Annotated in this window: 21 protein-coding genes; 20 read left to right on the forward strand and 1 reads right to left on the reverse strand. The window is 41.0% G+C overall.

Annotation, left to right across the window (positions count from 1 at the left end):
- Window positions 1-7 precede the first annotated feature (7 nt).
- The 13 genes from ACT3ID_RS17535 (at window position 8) to ACT3ID_RS17595 (ending at window position 13,000) form a co-directional block, all read left to right on the forward strand.
- Entirely contained in the window at window positions 8-2,446 is a 2,439-nt protein-coding gene (locus ACT3ID_RS17535) for a chemotaxis protein CheA (protein ID WP_491543362.1), read from the forward strand.
- Between the two features lie 81 nt (window positions 2,447-2,527).
- Window positions 2,528-3,313 (forward strand): CheR family methyltransferase, encoded by a 786-nt coding sequence (locus tag ACT3ID_RS17540; protein WP_491543363.1) that lies wholly within the window; start codon window positions 2,528-2,530, stop codon window positions 3,311-3,313.
- Between the two features lie 15 nt (window positions 3,314-3,328).
- The gene (locus ACT3ID_RS17545; protein ID WP_491543364.1) at window positions 3,329-3,814 is read left to right on the forward strand and encodes a chemotaxis protein CheD; all 486 of its coding nucleotides are present in this window, start codon (window positions 3,329-3,331) and stop codon (window positions 3,812-3,814) included.
- Between the two features lie 146 nt (window positions 3,815-3,960).
- Window positions 3,961-4,368, forward strand: a complete 408-nt coding sequence (locus ACT3ID_RS17550; RefSeq protein WP_491543365.1) for a response regulator — start codon at window positions 3,961-3,963, stop codon at window positions 4,366-4,368.
- Complete coding sequence (locus ACT3ID_RS17555; RefSeq protein ID WP_491543366.1) at window positions 4,337-4,798, forward strand: chemotaxis protein CheX; 462 nt, start codon at window positions 4,337-4,339, stop codon at window positions 4,796-4,798. Before ACT3ID_RS17550 ends, ACT3ID_RS17555 begins: the two co-directional genes overlap by 32 nt.
- A 9-nt stretch (window positions 4,799-4,807) precedes the next feature.
- Window positions 4,808-5,854: a protein-glutamate methylesterase/protein-glutamine glutaminase gene (locus ACT3ID_RS17560; protein WP_491543367.1), complete on the forward strand. Its 1,047-nt coding sequence runs from the start codon at window positions 4,808-4,810 to the stop codon at window positions 5,852-5,854.
- A 26-nt stretch (window positions 5,855-5,880) separates the two neighbouring features.
- A complete protein-coding gene (locus ACT3ID_RS17565) occupies window positions 5,881-6,270 on the forward strand; it encodes a response regulator (RefSeq protein WP_491543368.1) in 390 nt (129 codons plus the stop codon).
- 428 nt (window positions 6,271-6,698) lie between these two features.
- Window positions 6,699-7,199 (forward strand): chemotaxis protein CheW, encoded by a 501-nt coding sequence (locus tag ACT3ID_RS17570; RefSeq protein ID WP_491543369.1) that lies wholly within the window; start codon window positions 6,699-6,701, stop codon window positions 7,197-7,199.
- A 71-nt stretch (window positions 7,200-7,270) separates the two neighbouring features.
- Window positions 7,271-9,292, forward strand: a complete 2,022-nt coding sequence (locus ACT3ID_RS17575; protein WP_491543370.1) for a methyl-accepting chemotaxis protein — start codon at window positions 7,271-7,273, stop codon at window positions 9,290-9,292.
- 272 nt (window positions 9,293-9,564) lie between these two features.
- Window positions 9,565-11,577, forward strand: a complete 2,013-nt coding sequence (locus ACT3ID_RS17580; protein ID WP_491543371.1) for a methyl-accepting chemotaxis protein — start codon at window positions 9,565-9,567, stop codon at window positions 11,575-11,577.
- 87 nt (window positions 11,578-11,664) lie between these two features.
- A complete protein-coding gene (locus ACT3ID_RS17585) occupies window positions 11,665-12,078 on the forward strand; it encodes a TonB family protein (RefSeq protein ID WP_491543372.1) in 414 nt (137 codons plus the stop codon).
- Between the two features lie 70 nt (window positions 12,079-12,148).
- Complete coding sequence (locus ACT3ID_RS17590; RefSeq protein WP_491543373.1) at window positions 12,149-12,565, forward strand: hypothetical protein; 417 nt, start codon at window positions 12,149-12,151, stop codon at window positions 12,563-12,565.
- 45 nt (window positions 12,566-12,610) lie between these two features.
- Window positions 12,611-13,000, forward strand: a complete 390-nt coding sequence (locus tag ACT3ID_RS17595; protein WP_491543374.1) for a response regulator — start codon at window positions 12,611-12,613, stop codon at window positions 12,998-13,000.
- A 112-nt stretch (window positions 13,001-13,112) separates the two neighbouring features.
- Here ACT3ID_RS17595 and ACT3ID_RS17600 read toward each other — a convergent pair whose 3' ends face one another.
- Window positions 13,113-14,069 carry a sensor histidine kinase gene (locus ACT3ID_RS17600; protein ID WP_491543375.1) on the reverse strand — a complete coding sequence of 319 codons (957 nt, stop codon included), beginning with the start codon at window positions 14,067-14,069 and terminating at the stop codon, window positions 13,113-13,115.
- 442 nt (window positions 14,070-14,511) lie between these two features.
- On the opposite strand from ACT3ID_RS17600, the gene ACT3ID_RS17605 reads away from it, so the two are divergent.
- The 7 genes from ACT3ID_RS17605 (at window position 14,512) to ACT3ID_RS17635 (ending at window position 20,474) form a co-directional block, all read left to right on the forward strand.
- On the forward strand, window positions 14,512-14,850 hold the full coding sequence (locus ACT3ID_RS17605; RefSeq protein ID WP_491543376.1) for a flagellar basal body rod protein FlgB: 339 nt from the start codon (window positions 14,512-14,514) through the stop codon (window positions 14,848-14,850).
- Between the two features lie 13 nt (window positions 14,851-14,863).
- Complete coding sequence (flgC, locus tag ACT3ID_RS17610) at window positions 14,864-15,358, forward strand: flagellar basal body rod protein FlgC (RefSeq protein ID WP_491543377.1); 495 nt, start codon at window positions 14,864-14,866, stop codon at window positions 15,356-15,358.
- Between the two features lie 61 nt (window positions 15,359-15,419).
- Window positions 15,420-15,749 carry a flagellar hook-basal body complex protein FliE gene (gene fliE, locus ACT3ID_RS17615; RefSeq protein ID WP_491543378.1) on the forward strand — a complete coding sequence of 110 codons (330 nt, stop codon included), beginning with the start codon at window positions 15,420-15,422 and terminating at the stop codon, window positions 15,747-15,749.
- An 8-nt stretch (window positions 15,750-15,757) separates the two neighbouring features.
- Complete coding sequence (gene fliF / locus ACT3ID_RS17620) at window positions 15,758-17,398, forward strand: flagellar basal-body MS-ring/collar protein FliF (RefSeq protein ID WP_491543379.1); 1,641 nt, start codon at window positions 15,758-15,760, stop codon at window positions 17,396-17,398.
- A 6-nt stretch (window positions 17,399-17,404) separates the two neighbouring features.
- Window positions 17,405-18,445 carry a flagellar motor switch protein FliG gene (gene fliG / locus ACT3ID_RS17625; RefSeq protein ID WP_491543380.1) on the forward strand — a complete coding sequence of 347 codons (1,041 nt, stop codon included), beginning with the start codon at window positions 17,405-17,407 and terminating at the stop codon, window positions 18,443-18,445.
- Window positions 18,446-18,450: 5 nt separating this feature from the next.
- Window positions 18,451-19,149, forward strand: a complete 699-nt coding sequence (locus ACT3ID_RS17630) for a FliH/SctL family protein (RefSeq protein ID WP_491543381.1) — start codon at window positions 18,451-18,453, stop codon at window positions 19,147-19,149.
- 47 nt (window positions 19,150-19,196) lie between these two features.
- Window positions 19,197-20,474 carry a FliI/YscN family ATPase gene (locus tag ACT3ID_RS17635; RefSeq protein WP_491543382.1) on the forward strand — a complete coding sequence of 426 codons (1,278 nt, stop codon included), beginning with the start codon at window positions 19,197-19,199 and terminating at the stop codon, window positions 20,472-20,474.
- Window positions 20,475-20,479: the final 5 nt, after the last annotated feature.

Raw genomic sequence — 20,479 nt, forward strand, 5'->3', positions numbered from 1 at the left:
TGGTGATATGATGAGTGGTAGTACCAATGAGCAGCGGATCAATGATTTAGAAGATATTATTAAGGCACTGGCAGATGTGTGGCCGTCGGATCGAGAGAACGTGGCCGTGGCGGGGGGCAAGTTTGAAGAGTTTATATCTACTTTCGAGGATGATCCCGGACAGCTACAGCGTCTTATCGATATAGCGTGGAAGGGACTGAAATACCTCTACGAAAAGGATGAGTTCTTCATGAGCGTGAAGACGTCGACGATGCAGGCCATTAATACGATTCGTGAGTATCTTGTTAATGATGGAGATATTGAGGTAGAGAATTTTGAAAAAGCCTACGATGATCTGAATGATGCTTTATCAGGTGAGAAAGAATCCGCTGATACAATTATTGAGTTGGAGGAGGAAGAATCGGAAGAGGCATCAGCAGAAGTTGATCAGAGTTCGCTGAATGATTTGGCTACTTATATACTCGGACTGGATGAGTCTGATGCATCCGGAGAATACATTGAGGGTTTAAGCAGTTTGTTGGAATCTGTAATTGACAATTGTGAGCCCCCGGTAACTAATGCTTTGGAAGAAGCACAAGAAATTCTCAATAAGGTTCAGGAAGAAGGGGCAGATCAACATCAGGGGTGGCTGGCTGAGATAGCAAATCTTACAGAAAAAGCTATCGAGGCAAAAAATGATGAAGAATGGGATCAGGAGGATAATACCGATGAGGTAAATAACGATCATATCCAAAGTGGTGAGAATGAAGAATTTTATATTCTCGAAGATATTGATGAGGCGATGCTTGGGGAATTTATTACGGAATGTACTGAGCTTTTGGATATGGCCGAAGGGGCGCTTTTAGAGCTGGAAGATCAACCCGATAACGATGAACTGGTCAATAAGGTTTTTCGGGCTTTTCACACGATTAAAGGTACTTCGGCCTTTATGGGATTGACTCCTATTTCGGAGTTTACGCATGTGCTGGAGACGGTGTTAAGCATGGTGCGCGAAGGTGAGTTAGAGTTTGATGTAACTTGTGCCGATATCTCACTGGAGGCTATTGATATTATTAACAGCATGCTCGATGTGGTTGAAACAGCTGAGAGTGGAGATTATCTGCCAAAGCCAATGAATTTTAATCTGCTGACAAACGTACTGCAGCGTGTAGCAGATGAAAAAATATCGCCCGCAAAGGCGCTTGATGATGCCGGTGGTTTACAATATGAGAAGGCTTCCGGGGAAGAACAGGTAGACCCTTCTCTTAATGATGATACATCGCAAAACACAAACGGAACTACCAGTAAGAAAGACAGTCAGTCCGATTCGTCAGTTCGCGTTAATGTAAGCCGGCTCGACCAGCTGATAGATATGATCGGTGAGTTGGTTATTGCTCATTCCGTAGTAGCCCAGGATGAAAATATTCCAGATCACTCAGATCTGCAGAAAAAGATCAATCATACCAGCAAGATATTACGGGAGCTTCAGGATACCAGTCTTTCACTGCGAATGGTACCGCTGAGATCTACCTTTCATAAAATGAATCGACTGATTCGTGATTTGTCACGAAAAGCAAATAAATCTATTAACCTTTCCACTTTTGGTGAGGATACAGAGATCGATCGTAATATGGTTGATATCATTAATGAGCCATTGGTTCATATGGTGCGTAATGCGATTGACCACGGGATAGAGTCGCCAGAAGAGCGAAAGAAAAATGGAAAACCTGAAGAAGCGAATATTTGGCTGCGTGCCTCGCAGAAGGGTGGGAAGGTACTTATTGAAATTGAGGATGACGGACGGGGAATCAACAAAGAAAAAGTATTGGAGAAGGCTATCAACAAAGATTTAGTAGATCCCGATGAAAATTTAACCGATAAAGAAATTTATAATCTCATTTTTCTGCCGGGCTTTTCCTCTACGGATGAAGTCACTGACTTGTCAGGCCGTGGGGTAGGCATGGATGTGGTACGAAGATCGATTGAAGAATTAAAAGGTACTGTTGATGTAGAATCTGAAGAAGGGGAAGGTACCAAAATCACTGTATCGCTGCCCTTCACACTTGCCATTACTGACGGTATGTTAGTGCGTGTTGGTTCTCAACGTTTTATTGTGCCGATTTTGAATATTGACCGAGCATTCAGGGTACAGCAAGATGATATTTTTACCGTGATGGGTAATTCTGAAAAAGTTAATATTCGCGGTGAAACTGTGCCGATTATACGACTTCATAACTATTTTAATATTGATGATGGCATTGAAAGTTTAACAGAAGGAACACTTATCGCCATTAGAAATGCAAACAAGAAGTATGCTTTACTGGTTGATGAGGTAATTGGTCAGCAACAACTCGTGGGCAAATCTATAAATATGGCGGGAGAGCTGGATCATATCTCAGGCGGGGCTATTCTGGGTGATGGCACTGTGGGCCTTATCTTGGATACTGCAGCCCTTATGACTAATTAAGCTCGTAAAATCGGAGCATCATCTACTTTACTAACAAAGTTGGTCACCAAGTAACCCTATAGCACACCGGTACGTATTTTGATGAAATTAAAGCAATCTGAATTTAAACGAATACAGCAAAAGATATACCAGTACTGTGGGATAAATTTACATGAAGGGAAACAAGCTCTTGTGCGTGCACGGGTTATGAAAAGAATCAGAAAATTGGGGCTAAATGATTTTTCTCACTATCTAAAATACTTGGAAAAAGATTCTTCAGGAAATGAATTTCTTGCGTTAGTAGATGTACTTACTACGAATAAAACCAGCTTTTTTCGGGAGAGTGCACATTTTGACTTTATTCGGAATCACGTGATTCCTGAGATAGGAACAAGAAAGGTAAAATGGTGGTCGGCGGGTTGTTCAACAGGTGAAGAAGCTGTCAGTACTTCAATTGTTTTACTTGAAAATAATATCTCTGGATCAGTAAAGATTCTGGGTACTGATATATCTCGCGAGGTTATCCAAATTGCGAAGAAAGGAGTTTATTCGAAGAAACGTCTGGCAGAAGTTTCTCCACAAATTACGAGCAAATATTTTCATCAGATAAATAATTATGAGTATCAGATTAGCCGAGGAGTTCGGAATATGATTACTTATGGCCGACTCAATCTCAAGAAAAAATGGCCGCTGAAAGGACCGTTCCATCTTATTATGTGCCGAAATGTTATGATCTATTTCAACCAGAAGACTCAGCAGGAATTAGTAAGCCGATTCCGAAAAATCCTGGAGCCCGGAGGGTATCTCTTTTTGGGGCATTCCGAAAGTGTAGCCAGTACAGAAAAAGGATTTGAAAATATACGTCCGGCTGTCTACAGAAAGAAATAACCAGAGGTGACCTGCATGAAAACAGTAGTGGGCGTTAACGATTACCGGGTTTCGTCAAATGTCAATGAAACTATTATTACCTATGCATTAGGTAGTTGTCTGGGGATAGCAATTTATGATCCTTCAGTACGCATAGGTGGGTTATTACACGTAATGCTTCCCGATTCAAAAGCTGATACCGAAAAAGCAGCGAAAAAACCAGCAATGTATGTTGATACAGGCCTTTCCTTGATGTTATATGAAATGTATGAATTGGGAGCACAGAAAAGGAATCTGATAATTTCAGTTGCTGGTGGAGCCAGCATGAAGAGGAAAGGGAAAAGCGATTATTTCAAGATTGGGAAACGAAATTTTATAGCATTTCGAAAGTACCTATGGAAAAATGAATTTATGATTGCGAATCAGGAAGTAGGGGGATCAATATCGAGGACCATGACTTTACGTATAGCCGACGGAGCAATAACAGTTAACAAAAGACCAATTAATGTAAAAACAAGCTAATATATAGATAACTTCTCGATTCCTCTGCGGTAAAAACAATTGCCATGTAACTAAAAGGATAGCAAAAGCTTAGACTGAATTTTTCAAATTTTTGGCCGATAACAACAATTGGGAATAAATTTATTAACGCTTTTAACAGAGAAATAATGAGTTTAAGAGTTTTAATAGTAGAAGATGAGCCTACAATACGAGTTGTGCTTAAACAGATACTATCAAAAATAGGTTTTCCCACAAAACAGATACATGAAGCAACAAATGGCAAAGAAGGTATTAACGTATTAGAGAAAAATCCTGTGGATTTAATACTAACAGGTATAAATATGCCGGTGATGAATGGACTGGAGATGTTAGGTTATATCCGAACTCAACCCGATTTAGTTGAGATACCCACTGTTGTGGTTACGTCGATCAATGATGAAAGACTGGTAAAAGCTGTGACCCAAAGCGGAATGGGATATGTGCATAAACCAGTAAAGATGAAATTACTGAAGAACCAACTACTAAGTTTTAATGGATGCAATTATGAAGTCAGGGCTCAGAGACAAAATTTATGACTCAGTGGTTAAAACATTTGAGGTTGTTTGCTATATGCATCCACTGGAGAAATCAGAAATAGAAGATGAAAATCTTATAATACCTGATCACCAAATATATTCAGTGGTTGAGTTTGATGGGGCGGTAGAAGGAAAGATGATTATTACACCCTCGGATGAGCTTCTATCGGAGATGACAAAAAATATGCTTGCAATTGATAATCCCGATGAAGAACAAATGACCGGAGCCCTTAGCGAGGTATCAAATATTATTTGTGGAAATACAGTTCCGCTCTTTGCCAAGAATGAAAATATATGCTACATACGTCCTCCGCGAATTTTAAAAGAGTATGAAGTTAGGGCTGGTGAAAATAAAGAGGTGAATAGAGAGTTCCTTAGAGTTTTTCTCGAGGGGGGAGTAGTAGAAATTATTGTTTTACTGTTCAATTAAAGGCAAACTATGATAAAAGTATTAGTTATAGATGATTCAGCTCTTGTTAGAAAGTTGCTTACAAAAAAGCTTAATGAACAGCGTGATATTAAGGTAGTTGGCACTGCGCTGAATCCATATGTAGCACGGAAAAAGATTGCAAAATTAAATCCGGATGTTTTGACGCTGGATTTAGAAATGCCCCGTATGGATGGACTTTCCTTTTTGTCAAAGTTAATGAAACATCATCCTATGCCCGTTGTGGTTGTAAGTTCGCTGACTCCCAAAAATAGTGAAAATGCGCTAACTGCATTACGTTTGGGAGCAGTGGATGTGATCTGTAAGCCGGGATCGGCCTATTCCACCAAAGAAATATCGAAAGAAATCATACAGGGAGTACGTGCGGCAGCGGCAGCGAATATCAAAAATGGTGTTAACAATCATGTTGAACGACCGCAAACGACCGTAAAGCCTTTGAACGCACGGTTAAAAGAGACCACCAAAAAGCTTATAGCCATCGGGTCATCAACCGGGGGTACGAAGGCGCTTGAAGAAATATTACCTGCATTGCCATCTAATACTCCGGGAACAGTGATTGTACAGCATATGCCACCGGTGTTTACAAAAAGTTTTGCCGACCGATTAAATGAGATTTGCAATGTTAGTGTCAAAGAGGCGGAGGATGGAGACTGGATACAACCCGGCCTGGTTTTGCTGGCACCGGGCAATTATCATATGTTGGTCCAAAAAAAAGGTGCAAAATATTATACAAAGATAAAGAAGGGACCGCCCGTACATCATCATCGTCCGAGTGTAGATGTGATGTTTAACTCTGTAGCTGATGCTGCCGGTGTAAATGCGACCGGCGTTATACTGACCGGTATGGGATCCGATGGGGCAAAAGGATTGCTGGCAATGAAAAACGAAGGGGCTTATACAATTGGTCAAAGTGAAGAAAGTTGTGTGGTGTATGGTATGCCAAAGGTAGCTTATGAAATGGACGCAGTGGAAGAGGTATTACCCTTATCAGAAATCGCTGAGGCAATTGTTGCCAGAACCAAAGAAAAAGCTGTTTAAAAACAGTAATAATAATTTATCTCGTTATGGCTATTAACGTATTAGTTGTTGAAGACAGCCCGATCATGCGGAAAGTTATTGAGCGAACGTTCAATATCTGCGGCTTTGATAAAAACTCCATTTTTGAAGCAGTGAATGGAAAAGAAGGACTTGCAATCCTAGAAAAGCAGAAGGTTGACATATTACTTATTGATATTAATATGCCGGTGATGGATGGTTTGAAAATGCTCAAGGAAGTGCGCGGGAGAGAGAAAATCAAAGAGATACCAACGCTGGTTGTTTCAGCGGAAAGTAATGACAAGCGCATTGAAAAAATAAATAGCTATGGAGCTACATTTATTCACAAGCCCTTTACTCCCGAAAAGTTAAAAGATGAAATATTGCGTCTGACCAGAGAGAAAATATCAAATACATGATTTACTTGTTAATGGACCATCGAAATCTCCCATCCTTGATTTTATGATTATAACCCGGAGCCACACACATAGGTTGCGAGTTTTAGGCTGGTCTTGTGTACAAGTTTAATTTTATCTGTTCTCTGTTACAGGTCACAGATCTTCAATGATTGGAACTTACTTTACCTGCTTTAAAACACTTGAATTCGTCTCGGGCAGCCGTCAGTAGTGCTAATTCTAAAAAAATAAACGGTTTTCTTAAGATTAGAAACTCAGCAGACAGCATTGCTCATCTACAATCTGCAATATCCCACATTAAAAAAATTTAAGAAAAAAGTTTTCCTTCCGATAACAATGAATAGATAGGGTTTTAATAAAAAATGTATGTAAAGATACGGGATAATTATATCGGATATACAATCCATTAATTATGAAAACAGTTTTTAGTTATGAGTGAAGTAACCACAAAACAAGAAGAACAGAAAAAAATACAGGTTGACGGCGGGAAATTTTTAACCTTTTTCCTGGGCGATGAAGAATACGCCATTGAAATATTGAAAGTGCAGGAAATTATTGGCTTGATGAAGATAACGCCCGTACCCAAAATGCCCGATTATATTCGTGGTGTTTTAAATCTGCGGGGAAAGATTGTGCCTGTGATGAATTTGCGGACTCGATTTGGCCTGGAAGAAATAGAAGACACAGATGAGACCTGCATTATTGTAATCCAGCATGAAGATTATGTAATGGGTGTATTGGTAGATCGGGTTTCTGAAGTGGTAGATATAGCAACCGAAAATATCGAAGATGTCCCTTCTGTTGGCGTAGACGAACAAAGTGAATATTTAGCCGGAATAGGCAAGGTTGATGAATCGGTAAAAATGATTATCGAAGTGCACAAGGTTTTGTTTGATGTACCAGAAAAGGTTTTAAAAACATCAGACGGGTAAAGAAGCCCTCATAACAGCAAATAAATAGGTTTGGCATTTACTTTCTAATCTTAAAATAACTAAATATAGGTATGTCTTTTCTTGACAATGTCATTGGAAATTCTGGTTCAGCTTCTGATAAAAAAAATTGGACCATTGGAAGGAGGATTAAAGCATTAACATTAGGCGGCGCTGCTATAACCCTCTTGATAGGTGCCGTATCGATCTATGCCTTTTATGTAATTGATAATTATTCCAGTACTGTAGACAACATTTATGTACCGGAATGGGGAACTAGTGTGGCTTTGGACCAGCAGGTGAGAGCAGCTAACAACGATTTTCAATCGTATATGAGAACATTTGCCAATGAAAATTATGAGAATGTTCAAGCCCGGTTTGAGAATATTGATAAAGAAATGGAAGAGCTCGATCAATATATAGAAGAGTTTGATCTTCCAGCCCTTGAGCGCGAGATGCCCGGTCTCAAAAATGAGCTGCAGAAATACAAAGATGATGTGGAAAACTATCAAATACTTGCAGAACAAATGCAGGTTTCAAGAACAGAAGTTGAGACAGCCTCTGAAAATGTTCTTGCAGCCTTTGATGAATACCTCAACAATCCGAGGGCACAAAGTATTGACCGTGTATCAGATCTTAAGACTGATGTAGTGGATAATGCTCGTCGTTTATGGAAGGTGGTTTTAGAAAATGATGAAGCTCGTTGGGATCGGATAACAACTACATATGAAAATATAAAAACTAACTTAGATACGGCACGCAATGCTGTTGATGTTGGAACTGACAGAAGAGCTCAACTGGATGATGCTAACAGTTTGTTGGATGAAAACATTGCCAAAGTGCGCCAAATGCGCCAGGCAAATACCGAAGCTATAGAGGCTCAGCAACAGGCATTGCGGGGTTTTGAAACTTTAAAACGAACAGTTGAGGTGGTCTATAAAGCTGCTGAGAAAGGGGTCAGAGATGAAGTATCACTTACCAGTGCTACGGCTAATAAGTATATGTGGATTATAATCATAGGTGTTGCTGTTGCCGGAGTTTTATCAATTGTGTTCGGGTTAATGATGGAGCGATCAATAACTTCAGTATTGAAGAGGATGATCCAGAAGCTTGACAGTGGAGCAGAGCAGGTGGATGCTTCTTCCGAGCAGCTGTCGCAATCAAGTCAGGAGCTGGCAGAAAGCTCCAGCGAACAGGCGGCCAGCTTGCAGGAAACAACTTCTTCACTAGAAGAAATTTCGTCGCAGATCAAACAGACTGACGAACATTCCGGTGAGGCTGAAAAGTCTATGAAAGAAGCACAGCCACTGGTTGAAAAAGGTGTTGATGCAATGGAGCGTATGCAGGGTGCTATGGAGGATATCAAGGAGTCTTCCGATGAGACCTCAAAAATTATCAAGACGATTGATGATATTGCTTTTCAAACTAACTTACTGGCATTAAATGCTGCCGTTGAGGCAGCGCGTGCCGGAGAAGCAGGTAAGGGATTCGCCGTAGTTGCTGAAGAGGTGCGGAACCTTGCTCAGCGCAGTGCTGAAGCGGCGCAGAATACTTCAGAATTGATTGAAAGCTCTCAGGAGCAATCTGAGCGGGGTACAGAAGTAGCTGAGGAAGTTTCAAAATATCTGCAACAGATCGAAAATAAAGTAACAGATGTAAGTACTCTGGTTGTTGAAATCTCAGCTGCTTCTCAGGAACAGGCTAGTGGTATTCAGCAGATTAATTCGGCCATGTCCGAAATGGATAATGTTGTACAGGGTAATGCATCAGCTTCGGAAGAATCAGCCAGTTCAGCCGAAGAACTTTCTTCTCAGGCTGCAGAGCTCAACCATATTGTGGATGAGCTGACCCAACTGGTAGGAGGTGTTCAAAACAATATATCCAGTAATAGAAAGAACGTCTGGAAGACGGACACCAAGAGCAATGGAGTTACTGCTCAAAACAACAGGGATTCAGGTTCTAATAATAGCTCGAATGGCAATGGTGAGTCTATTAATTCCCAATTTTCAGATCAGCAGCATACCAGCGGGGATGACGGCAGTGATCTTATTCCCTTTGATGAAGAGGAGGAGGAAGAAAATTTCAAAGGTTTCTAAGCAGAGTTGATTCCCTAATATCCTAACCAATAGTCCTAAAGTGTCATCCTGGATAAGGGTGGCACTTTTTTATTTGATACAGAAAAAGCCTTCGAGTAGAGTCAGCCACATCTAAAGCAAGAGATTAAATTTTATTTAAGGAATCTATAATCCTGCCGATAAAATTTGTAGAGGATTATAAATAATTAGTCAAAATCCGAGGTGGATTTGTGAACCTCGGTTTAATTGAAATGATAGTGTATTCTATTGTTTTATTCATTAAATAAATCTATATGATGGGTTTTTTAAGAGATATACTTCGTAATATTGCATCAAGATACGGTAATGAACAACGTACTATTGGTAAACGTATCCTGCTCATTGTAATGGGTGGCTCGTTGATGACACTTATCGTGGGAGTGGTAGCGATTTACTCCCTCACTACGATAAATAGTAACACAGACGAGCTGGTGGATGTTAATATCCCGGAATGGAATATTGCCAACTCTATTGAAAATAATATGTGGGAGTCGGGATATAACTTATCCCGATACAATGCTACACATGAGGATACTCTTTATCGAATAGCGATAGCAAAACTTGACAGTATCGGTAAAGAGATAGAAGAGGGACGGCAGATTACGGAGTCATACGATGTGCCGAACTTTGAAAGCGGGATAACTTCTATTGCCGAATCATTTGCAAATTATCGCGAATCTGTAGAAGCATATCACAAAGCAATCCAGGAGCTCGACCAGTACCGAAATAACACAGCATCAGCCACTGGTGAGTTTGTTGATATTATGAATGAGTTTACGGCTTCTGCTAATCAAAGTATTCAAAATCTTTCGGATGCCAATGAAATTCAGCAAGTGCAAGAAGAACTCAGTACAGCTGATGAAATAACCAAATCCTTTCTGCACAACATAAGTAAATTGTGGCAATCCGAAGCTTTACGTGATACGGAAGAGTTAATAGAGCTGGAAAATGAATTCAGTGAGATGCGCTCTAAAATGGGAGAGCTATACGAAGGTACTACAGACCCCGAAAGAGACATGCAATTAAGTATAGCTTTAGCCATACTCAATGATAATGTAGAAGCGGTTAAAGCAATGATTGCTGCTCGAAATACTGTTACCGAGCAGGAACAGATCCGTTTGGATGCTTACGAAAACATTGTGGGGAGGGCTGCTGAACTGGCAAGTGCTTCACAATCATGGGCTAGTGAGCAGGGGCAGTTGACTAATGCTACAGTATCCAACACTATTTGGGTACTGGTGGTGTCTGTTGTAGTGGCGATGGTTGGTGCTATTTTGTTTGGTTTGTTTATGAATGAGTCGATCCTGCATGTACTTACCGATATTATTGAGCGGTTATCAGCTGGTGCGCAGCAGGTAAATGATTCTGCTGTTCAGATGAGTGGCACCAGTCAAGAATTAGCAGAGAGTTCAAATCAGCAGGCCGCCGGTTTGCAGCAGACTACGGCATCGCTTGAAGAGATGTCGGCACAATCTAAGCAGACGGCGCAAAATGCCCAGGAAGCTGAATTAGCTATGAAGGAAGCCAAGCCCAAAGTATCGCAAGGGACGGAAGCTATGGAGAGGATGAATGAGGCAATGGAGGAGATACAACAAGCATCGCTGGAAACTTCCAAAATTATAAAAACGATTGATGACATTGCCTTTCAGACTAACCTGCTGGCGTTAAATGCTGCTGTTGAGGCGGCGCGTGCCGGAGAAGCCGGGAAAGGCTTTGCGGTAGTTGCGGAGGAGGTTCGTAATTTGGCGCAGCGTAGTGCAGAAGCAGCTCAAAATACTTCCGAGCTGATCGAGAGTTCGCAAGAAAGCTCCAAGCGCGGTGCAGAAGTGGCAAATGAAGTGTCTGAAAATCTGAATGAGATACAGGAAAGTGTGGAGAATGTAAATACACTGGTTCTCGAAATATCAGCGGCATCTTCTGAACAGCAAAAGGGTATTGAGGAAATAAATTCAGTGATGACAAAACTGGATGAGAATGTGCAGAATAATGCCTCCAGCTCGGAAGAATCTGCGAGCTCGGCTGAGGAGCTATCATCACAAGCTAATGAGTTGACTAATATTGTTGATGATTTGGTTGAGTTAGCTGGCATTGATGAAGAGGATAAGGCCGAAGATCTTGAGCATGATCCCAAAAATATTAATGGGCAGAATAATCATCACTTTGATCCTGACCCACAAAGTAATGGCCAGGATCATGATGACATACAAGATGCTGACGAAACTGGTGAGGCTGGAAAATTTGAGAAAGGCAGTTTTAATGGGTTTTAGTAGATGTTCACAGCAACTTTTAGTATCGGTAAACACTCGATCGAATAGTTCTATATAAGAAAAACAATAATGTAAATATAAAATACTATGAAGTACTTTACACTCACACAACCTATTACCGTAGTAACATTCTTTGCTTTTTTAATTGTTATATTGAGCGGATCGATGACAACAGTTAAGGCACAGGATTCTGATGAAGTATATTCAGTTGTAGAAGAGATGCCGGAAATTGAAGGCGGTTTATCTGCATTATACGAGAAAATAAAATATCCGAAAGAAGCCGTACGCAAAGAAATTTCAGGACGTGTATATTTGCAGGTTATCGTCCACGAAGACGGCACTGCCAGAGATCCTAAAATTATCAGAGACATCGGCGGTGGATGTGGTGAAGCAGCTGCAGAGGCGATTACCAAGGTCAAATTTAAGCCCGGAAAAAAAGATGGTAAAAAAGTTAAAGTTAAATACTCATTACCGGTGACCTTTAGAATAGAAGATAGATAACGTATAAAGTAAGCAGATAAAAGCGTAAGTGGGATGTTTAGAGGGAGAATACGCTTGCTAAACAAGAAGAATGGTGGTAAAAATGGACGAGATACCTACAGATCTGGAAATACTTGAAGATATCTATTATAGATATCATGATGAATTTCGGAAATATGCCAAAAAAGAGCCCGACCGAATTGCACGCATACGAGTGCCTATCGATGTAGAAGAGATTGCTGAAGCATGTGGTGTTGAAGAAGACATGATATTCGGACGAATTTTTTATCACTTCAATAAGAAATACAGCTATACAGATAGTAATGGTGAAGTAACAACTTTCTTTACCACAGAAAAATTTGAAGGGTTAAGTGTGATCTTCCCACTGGTGGCTTCTATATTAGCGGATAAATATCAAGAGAGAGAGCGGGAGCAGATCGTAAATATACTTTTGAGTACAGCTATTGCAATCTCAATAATTGCTTTGTTAGTTGCTTTTTTCGTGTAGTTTAAGGCTTTCTAACTGTTATCATTATTATAAATTTGAGGTATTATGTTACTAAATGTGCTAATTGTTGAAGATGATGCCACAATGCGTGTGGTTCTTAAGAATACTCTTATGTCGGTTGATATGGATGTTGAATTTGACGAGATATATGAAGCTGAAAATGGTAAAGAGGGTATTCAGGTGCTTAAAGAAAAAAAGGTAGACTTGATGCTTGTAGATATCTATATGCCCGTTATGGATGGATTGGATATGCTAGACTATGTCCATGATCACCCCGACTTTCAACATATACCGGCCGTTGTCGTTTCTACAGAAAATAATGAAGAACGTATTGATGCTATTCTGCGGCAAGGTCTGGGTTTTGTACCGAAGCCTCTTACCCATGAACTTTTAGAGGGACAGATTGAAAAAATGCTGGAAAACGTTCAAGGTTAACGTATCTTGGATGCTTTCATGCTGAGAATGGCGTGTTGATGATTCAATCTTACTCACTTTCCTTACTTCCACGAGAGTTGTGATGGAGGTGAATCCCTTCTAGACAAGGTCTTTATGAGAATAGCGAGTAGGTATGAGAGGTTTTCTGAGGAGGTAGGCAAAAGGTAAGGGATACATTTTTAAAAGGTATGTTATCTGTTAAGAAAATGGAACCTCTGTAACGCTTGGCGTATAGTATAGCAATTGTTAAACCAATACCTAACCTTCTGGCTTTAGAGGTTACAAAGGGATAGAATAGTTCCTTTGATACTGATTTTGGAATCGATGCGCCGTTATGAGATATTTTAATGGAGTTTGCCGAGGGTTGTGAAATAGTAATCTCATGCTCGTCAATCGGAGCGTGCACAATGGCATTTTCAATCAGGATTGAAAGTATTCGGCGTAAATCGCCTGGATTACAGCGCAAAACACTTTCCTTTGTTATGGAAATTGATAATTTCTTCCGGATCTTTGCATCGTAAGATGACAGTAATTTCTGAGCTATTTTTTCAGGGTACGCGGAAAAATTATTCGTTTCCACGGGTTTTTCCGGAATATTTTCCAATGCTTCCAATTCATCTAAAATTGCAAATAGTTCGTCAACTCCCCTGTCAATCTTGTCTATATATTTTGAAGTTGAGCTATCTTCCACACTATCTTTTACAAATTCAGCATATCCCTGAATACCCGTAAGTGGTGATCGGATGCGATGTAGCAGAAAACCGATCATATTATTTAAAGTATGGATCGTTTCGAAATCGGGAATGTTATCTCGATTTTGCAAACTGATCTTCAGGTGGGGACTTTCCTCCCATAGTATTGTTTCTTGTTTCAAAGTATACCATTGATTATTGAAAAATGCGGCAATTACATTTTGGCTGATATTATTTTCGATATGAATAATATTGTCTATCCGCTTGCCGATGGGATTGCTTTGACACGCAACAACCAACTCTTTATTTATTTTGCAAATCTTCCTGCTTTCTATCTCTACTATAAAGGTAGGGTCAGCAGTATTTAATTTATTCATTCGAATATCGTATCAATAGTATTTTGATTTTGAACACCCTATACTGAATCATCAGCCTCTGTAACACAAAGTGTGTAAATATATTATCAGCAAAGAGGGTGACATCTTAAACCCACTGCAATTGCTAAGATAATTTGCCACATACCAACCTTCCTGTCTGAAAAAGTTAGCGAACTCCTCCTTCTACTGAGTGAAAACAGTCCTAAATGCTTCACAATATTTTACTGAGGAAAAAATTACCTCCCGAACGGTTATTTATGCACTTTCCCGCAGCCAAATCATTTTTTGGAACGCTACTAACATACTGATTCTGGTAGTATCCGGATTTGGCATAGGTATTGCCTGATACATTTACACAAACTAAAAACTTAATATTTAGTTCTTTGTTCCGATAGAACGCACTATTTGAGTCTGAATATAAAATGAATATTAACTGCGAATTATGCCAATAATCGATAGTAATCATAGTGAACTCCTGGCCAAGGCGATGGATAGCTATTCACTGCGTCAGGAAATATCATCGTCGAATATTGCAAATATCGATACGCCGGGATACAAAAAGCATGAGGTTGAATTTGAGAACGCTTTACAAGAAGCCCGCAAATCGGATACCGATATGCACGAGGTAAACCCCAGGATAAAAGAAACAGACGACGATGTAATTTTAGAAAATGAGCTTATCGAAATGGCCGATACACAGATGAGAGTACAGTTGGTAACGCGCTCATTACGTCATCATTTCGATACGCTGAAGGCAGGAATAACAAGTACAACCCGTTAATAAAAAGTAATTTATGATTCCCGATAGACTTTCATCAGCATTTCAAACAGCAGCACAGGGGCTTTCGGTTCAACGAGAGCGAATAAATACGGCATCCCGAAATATAGCGAATGTCAATACCAGCTCTGCCAAAGGAGCTAAAGAGGGATATCGTCCTCAGTCGGTCCGTACTTCGGCCCCGGGGGCACAAGATTTTAAGCGGGTATTGAGTAAAAGCATGGGATCCTTAAACAGAACCCGCGAGCAGCATTTGTCGCCTTCAGCCCGATCGCAAACGGAAAAAGGTCAGTCGTTGGGTCCGGATTATAAAATTGCCGAGCAGGATAATTTCAGGTATGAGTATGATCCCCATCATCCGGATGCCAATGAAGAGGGCATGGTGCGATATCCTGATATCGATATGGTAAAAGAGATGACAGAAATTGTAAGCGCAAATCGGTTATACGAGGCGAATCTCAGCAGCATAGAAGCCGAGAAAGAAATAATGAAGCGCTCTCTTCAGATTTAATGCTACATGCAGCATTTGATAGAATTGAAACAGCAATAAGTCACAGCCAACAGAGAATATTATGATTGAAGGAATAGAAGCCAGCGGTTTGCTCCGACAAATATCGGACATTGAGCAGTCGACAACCGAGCAAGAAATTGGAACTAATGAACTCTCCGGTGAAAAGAAATCACAATCGTTTGCAGATATGCTGACCGACGCTATTAACGGAGTGGATGAAACAATGAAAGCTTCAGACATAAAAGTTCAGGAATTTATTGCCGGCGAAACAGATAATGTGCACGATGTGATGATTCAGATGCAGCGAGCCCAGCTAAGCTTTGATATGATGGTAGAAGTGCGCAATAAAGTTGTTGAGACGTATCAGGAAGTAAGCCGCATGCAAATATAACTAGTTAAATGAATTCGATTATTGAAAAATTCGAAGAGTTTCTTGCTCCATTAAGTACAGCACAGCGAACGCTGTTTTTTGGGTTGGTTATAGCCATTATGGTGTTTGTTGGCACCCTGTTCTATTGGGCATTAAGTCCAAGTTATACCCTTCTTTTTGGTTCACTGGATCAGGAGGCTGCTCAGGAAATCGTTACTGAGCTGGAGGAGCGAGGTGTAGATTATGAGCTGAATAACGGGGGACAATCTATTTATGTGCCTGGAGGACGGGTTGATGAGTTGCGTCTTGAATTAGCACCGTTAGGAGCTCCTCAATCTAATATGAAAGGCTACGAACTTTTTGATGACAATTCGTTAGGGATGACCGACTATATGCAGCAGCTCAACAACCGGCGGGCTCTGGAGGGAGAATTATCGCGTTCGGTTAACAGTTTGCAGCAGGTAGAATCATCGCGTGTTCATCTGGTTCTACCGGAGCGCTCACCATTTGAAGAAGCCACAGTAGATGCTTCGGCATCCGTGTTGATCACACTTAAACGAGGTGAAAAGTTGGGAAAGCAGCGCATTGAGGGTATTACATCCCTTATTGCGGGTAGTGTTGAGGGACTGGATGCAAAAGATGTAACCATAGTTGACCATGCCGGCAACAGATTGACAGATGAGAATCAAAATAAAGAAATGTTTTCATCCGAAGATGGTGGATTGCAATCTGAGCAGAAGGCAGAAAACTATTTAACCGAACGTGGACAAACAATGTTGGATCGGGTGCTGGGGCCGGGCAACAGTATAATCCGCGTAGCCGTTGAAAAAGATTTTGACAGTTTGGTTCGGGAATCGAATAAAATAGATCCGGAAAGCAGAACGCTAATATCGGAACAGCGCGAGGAAGAAAGGCATGTTCAGGAAGGATCTGAAATGGTGCCTGTGGATGAGTTTACACCAGTCGGAGACAGGGGGGAAACAGCAGTTGTATCATCGAATGAAGATGAAGTTACCTCCCGGACACGAAATTATGAAGTCAGTGAAATTAAAGAGGTATATAAGAAAAGCCAGGGTAATATCAGTAATATCAGCGCTTCGGTTTTGCTGAACCATAAACAGGTAAGGAAGGAAAATGAGCAGGGGGAAATGGTTTGGGAGACAGAGCCCTATTCGGAGGAAGAACTCCAGGAATTCAGCGAGGTTGTAGCATCGGCCATTGGCTTACAGCCAGAGCGGGGTGATGAAATTACCATTAAACAGGTCGAGTTCTGGGATCCAAGCGAACTTTCGCCACGAAGAGAAATGATTGATGGTCCGTGGCCCTGGAGTAGAATATTGCGATGGGGGCTTATTTTTGCCGCGCTCGGTTTAATTGTATGGCTGTTATACAGCATGCGCAACCAAGTACACGGTCAGCCCGGATTGGTTATGCAATCGCCTTTTGGGAGTAGGCAGGAAGTATTTACAGATGATCATGTTGATCAAAGACTAGAAGATATGAGTGAAAAAGAACTCGAAGACTTAATGGATAGCGAAGACAAAGAAGAAGTAAAAGCGCTTGAAAATAAAAAGTATGATCTCGAAGAAATTGTGAATATGGTTGAACTAAAACCCGATAAAGCAGCAAAAATTGTTCGGGCAATGTTAATATCAACTGATAAAGAGTAATCTGTTATGGCTGACGAAAAAGGAAAAAAGAATGTTATTAGTGATGCCAGTGACTTAACAGGAGCAGAAAAAGCGGCAATATTTATAACGAATTTAGGTACTAAAAACGCCGGGCCGATGCTACAGTTTCTCAAGGAGGACGAGATTGAGGAAATTACACTGGCAATTGCCAATATGGATAATATTGAGCCTCATGTGGTTAACACAGTGATGAATGAGTACTACAAAATAATGGTCAGTGACCAATTAATATTAGAAGGTGGAGCCGAATATGCTACAGATTTGCTAAAAGAGATTGATGGTGATTTTAATTCGGATAGAGTACTCCAAAAGTTGAAAGCAAACTCTGAAAATACTGCTTTTGCAGATTTTCAGGAGAGCAAGATGACGCAGATTACAAACTTCTTAAGAAAGGAACATCCCCAGGTGATCGCCTTGATCTTTTCGCAGCTGGATGAGCAAAAAACTGCTGAGATCCTTGGCAATCTGGAAGGGGATATGCAGGCCGAAGTGATTTACCGGCTTTCTACCATGGAGAAAATTTCAAGTGAAGTAATTGAAGAGATCGAAGAAGTAATTAAGGAGCAGATGGGAGGTATGTATACCGCCGGAGATCGCTTGAAAAGTGGAACCGATGCCGTTGCACAAATTCTTAATGAAGCTGAAATATCGGTTGAGCGGCACGTATTGAGTATGATTGAAGAACGCGATGCCGAAATGGCTGACGAGATCAAGCAGCAGATGTTCCTGTTCGAAGATATCGTTTATTTCAACGATCGTACGGTACAAACTATCATCAACCAGATGGAAAAAAGCGATCTTGTTATGGGCTTAAAAGGTGTTGATGATGAGGTGAAGAATAAATTCCTGGACAACATGTCGGATCGTGCGGGTGCGATGCTGCAGGAAGATATGGATGCACTGGGTCCTGTTCCGCTTAAGGATGTGAAAGAGGCACAGTCTCGAATCATCAGACAAATTAAGCAGCTCGAAGAAGAAGGACAGATTACCACCCGTAAGATGTCTGAAGAAGAGATTGTAGAATAGAACAGATGGACAAACAAAAGATTTTAAATACCGATGAAATTGACTGGTATGAAGAAGATGAAAATCGCCTGGATTATGAAGTTGTTTTTGGTGGTAATGGACAGCAAAAGGATAAAGAGAAATCTTCAGAAACCTCGGATGAGCAGCAGGTTGATGTAAAAAAGCTTATCCAAAAACGGAATGAAAAATGGGAAAAGCGGCTGCGAAAAGCCCGAACAGAGGCCTTCCGGAAAGGACGAAAGCAGGGGCGGGAGGAAGGATATCAAAAGGCTGCAAAAGAGATAGATGAAAAGATATCCCGATTAGAAAACCTGATCAAAAAAGCCCATAACGACTGGACCCGGCGACATCAAACGATAAATCCGGGGCTCCTGGACTTGGCCTTTGATATGGTCGAAAAAATAGTGGGACTTCCGGTTGAAAATCCCAAGGTAAGAGAACGGCTCGAAGAAGAGCTGTCACTGTTACTGCATGACATTGATAAAGAGGCAAAACCGCTGCTGTGGGTCAGCGAAACGGATTACCAATTTGTAGAAGAACTGGTTAAGGAATACGCTCCCGAACTAAGTCTTTCTATTCGCATTAGTGAAGATTGTAATCCCGGAGAATTTGAGTTTGAAACAAAGAAAGAAACGATAGTCCATAGTTTTCGGGAAAAATTGAACGACCTGAAAGAAAATATTTCGTTGCCATTATGGAAATGAATTCTTCGACTGAATTATCTGAACATATCAAAACAGTTCACGATCAATTGAAAAATTATTCGATCGGGAGTAAACGCTATGGTAAAGTTTCTTCTATTGTAGGCACCATTATAGAATGTACGGGATTGCAAGCCAGCGTTGGTGAAGTATATGGTATTGAAACGATTATGGATAAAACTGTTCCGGCCGAAGTTGTGGGTCTTCGAGATGATCATGCGCTGTTAATGCCGTATGAAAACATTAAAGGCATGCGATCCGGCTGCAAAGTAGAATATTTGGGACAATCGCTGACCATATCTACGGGGCCTGAGATGCTGGGACGTATTGTGGATGCCAATGGAGATCCTATCGATAAAAAGGGGCCTATGTTATGCAGCAGTCAGCAACCTGTCCATAATGATCCTCCCTCACCCGTAGAGCGAGAACCGATCAACGAAATAATGTATACCGGAGTACGCGCGCTTGATGCTTTAAATACCATTGGTAAAGGCCAGCGGATCGGGTTGTTTGCCGGTTCCGGCGTGGGTAAAAGTGTTTTACTGGGGATGATTGCCCGCCATTCCGATGCTGACATAAATATTATTGCACTTATTGGGGAGCGCGGACGTGAAGTGCAGGAATTTGTTGATGACACACTGGATGATGAGTTGATGGAACGGTCAGTAATTGTAGCTGAAACGTCAGATAAGTCAGCGATGAGTAGAATAAAAGCAGCATATACCGCTACTGCAATAGCAGAATATTTCCGTGAAAGAGGAAAAAATGTCCTCTTGATGATGGATTCCGTCACTCGCGTAGCCATGGCACAACGCGAAGTGGGATTGGCTACGGGCGAACCTCCCACCACCAAAGGATACACGCCGAGCGTGTTTTCTATGTTGCCCAATTTCCTGGAGCGGGTTGGTAAAACCTCTCGTGGAAGCATCACCGGAATATACACAGTGTTGGTTGATAATGATGATATGAATGAACCGATTGCAGATGCTGTCCGCTCTATTTTGGATGGTCATATCGTGCTTTCAAGACGTTTAGCCCATAAAAATCACTATCCGGCGATTGATGTTCCGGAAAGCATTTCGCGTGTAATGCCGAATGTTGTATCAGAGGAAAAATTGGAATTGGCGGGTAAAGTTCGGGATATGATAGCGACCTATCGTGAGGCGGAAAACCTGATCAATATTGGTGCTTATGTGGAGGGATCAAATCCTAAAATAGATAAAGCGGTAGAAAAACGAGAGGATTTGGAATCATTTTTGATACAGAATATGAATGAAGCGGATTTCGGCGGAGATTTGTGGGATTCGCTTAGAACAATTGTTGAATAGAAGTA

It is taken from the genome of Fodinibius sp. GM108 (assembly GCF_058386985.1).